The sequence below is a fragment of the Streptococcus sp. GMD4S genome, assembly GCF_000296955.1.
The window spans coordinates 1-2,176 of sequence record NZ_AJRE01000162.1; the positions used below are offsets into that span (position 1 = coordinate 1).

A 2,176-nucleotide genomic window follows, 5' to 3' on the forward strand; every position below is an offset into this window, starting at 1 on the left:
GAAAATGAAGCCAAGAATCGAAACTGTCGTTTTTCTTTCGTGAATACTTACCAGTTTCAAGCGCCAGATTTTTATCTAAGCCATGGCTACAAGGAAGTCTTTACCTTGCAAGACTATCCCTACACAGGGCAAAGATACTATTACCAAAAGGATTTGTGATCTAGACTTCTTTCCTTTGAAGAGGAACTTAGCTAAGTATCAAAAAAAGAACGAATACTCTTTATCATGTAAGATGGTAGAGAGTTTTTTGTTAATAAAATCTTACAAAATGACATTTATATATTGCATTAAGTTAGATATATGGTATAATATATTTAAAAAGAAGCGCAACTTTTTAAAAATGTGAAGGAGGATGCTAGTGGCTAAAAACTTAAAATTAAAATTAGCTCGTGTGGAGCTTGATTTAACACAAGGGGATTTGGCAGAGGCTGTAGGTGTTACTAGGCAGACTATAGGTTTGATTGAAGCTGGGAAATACAATCCTAGTCTCTCCCTTTGCCAGTCCATTTGCAGATGTTTAGGCAAAACTTTAGATCAATTATTTTGGGAGGAAGAAGATGAAAAATAGATTTTTTTATTATCAATTATTAGACGAAAGAGAAGAACAACTGATTAACAAAGCTGGGACAGAGTCTTTTAATGTGTTTATCGGGCTCATTCTGCTAAGCTATCTGGTGGCTGTATTATCACCTGCTCTTTTTAATCCTAATATTCTTCTGGTTACCCTTCTTTTAGGAATTTTCTTCTTTTTCAATCGTACACGACAACTTGGAGTGACCTACTATAGTCGTTTTCATTTTACGATTGGAGGGTGTTTGCTGGTGACTCTCGCTATTACGACTCTCTTGATGTTGGAGAATTATCAATTCAATATCGAAATTTATCAGCACAATCCTTTGAACGTTAAATATTTGTCTGCTTGGGCCATCACTTATCTGATCTACCTTCCTTGGGTTTTTATCGGCAATCTTGGCCTTAAAAGTTATGGCGAATGGGCTCAAAAAAAGTTTGAGCAAGATATGGATGAACTGGAGAATGGAGAATAGCTTGTTAGCTTTTTATCAATCTCAGTAAAATGTGTTATAATAGTACTAATTTATCGGATGGTGTGAAAGTGGTAGAATACATTCATACCTTTGTAAAGTAGGAAGAAGGAAAACAGATGTATCCAGATGATAGTTTGACATTGCACACGGACTTGTACCAGATTAACATGATGCAAGTTTACTTTGACCAAGGAATTCACAATAAGAAGGCGGTTTTTGAGGTTTACTTCCGCCAGCAACCTTTTCAGAACGGCTATGCGGTTTTTGCTGGTTTGGAAAGAATTGTACATTATCTTGAAGATTTGCGCTTTTCAGATAGCGATATTGACTACTTGGAGTCGCTTGGCTATCATGGAGAATTCTTGGACTACCTACGAAATCTCAAGTTAGAATTAACAGTTCGTTCCGCTCAGGAAGGGGACTTGGTTTTTGCTAATGAGCCGATTGTACAGGTTGAAGGCCCTCTTGCCCAATGCCAGTTGGTCGAAACGGCTCTTTTAAACATCGTTAACTTTCAAACCTTGATAGCGACCAAGGCAGCACGTATTCGTTCAGTCATTGAAGATGAGCCCTTGATGGAATTCGGGACACGTCGTGCGCAAGAAATGGATGCGGCTATCTGGGGAACACGCGCAGCCGTGATTGGTGGAGCCAACGGGACTAGCAATGTGCGAGCAGGGAAGCTCTTTGGAATTCCCGTACTAGGAACTCACGCCCATGCCTTGGTACAGGTTTATGGAAACGACTATAAGGCCTTTAAGGCCTATGCATCAACCCATCGTGATTGTGTCTTTCTAGTAGATACTTATGATACGCTTCGAATCGGTGTGCCAGCTGCTATTCAGGTAGCGCGTGAGTTGGGTGATAAGATTAATTTTAAAGGCGTTCGTATCGACTCAGGGGATATAGCCTATATTTCCAAGAAAGTTCGCCAACAGTTAGATGAGGCTGGATATCCAGATGCCAAAATTTACGCTTCCAATGACCTCGATGAAAATACCATCCTTAACCTCAAAATGCAACACGCTAAGATTGACGTTTGGGGGGTGGGTACCAAGCTGATTACGGCCTATGACCAGCCAGCCCTTGGAGCGGTTTATAAGATTGTAGCTATCGAAGATGAAACTGGT

General features: G+C 39.9%; 3 protein-coding genes and 1 pseudogene. All 4 read left to right on the top strand.

All coding sequences use genetic code 11. From position 1 onward, the window contains the following. Nucleotides 1-159, top strand: a pseudogene (locus tag GMD4S_RS08135) (GNAT family N-acetyltransferase); the annotation flags it as partial. A gap of 199 nt (nt 160-358) precedes the next feature. Beyond that, entirely contained in the window at nt 359-568 is a 210-nt protein-coding gene (locus GMD4S_RS08140) for a helix-turn-helix transcriptional regulator (protein WP_001107495.1), read from the top strand. After that, on the top strand, nt 558-1,046 hold the full coding sequence (locus tag GMD4S_RS08145) for a DUF6773 family protein (RefSeq protein WP_000797150.1): 489 nt from the start codon (nt 558-560) through the stop codon (nt 1,044-1,046). Before GMD4S_RS08140 ends, GMD4S_RS08145 begins: the two co-directional genes overlap by 11 nt. A 116-nt stretch (nt 1,047-1,162) precedes the next feature. Beyond that, on the top strand, nt 1,163-2,176 hold a 1,014-nt coding region (locus GMD4S_RS08150; RefSeq protein ID WP_000283147.1), incomplete at its 3' end, for a nicotinate phosphoribosyltransferase.

What these genes read in the sequence shown, in the direction of transcription:
- GMD4S_RS08145 (WP_000797150.1), top strand. Translation starts at nt 558, where the DNA reads ATGAAAAATAGATTTTTTTATTATCAATTATTAGACGAAAGAGAAGAA.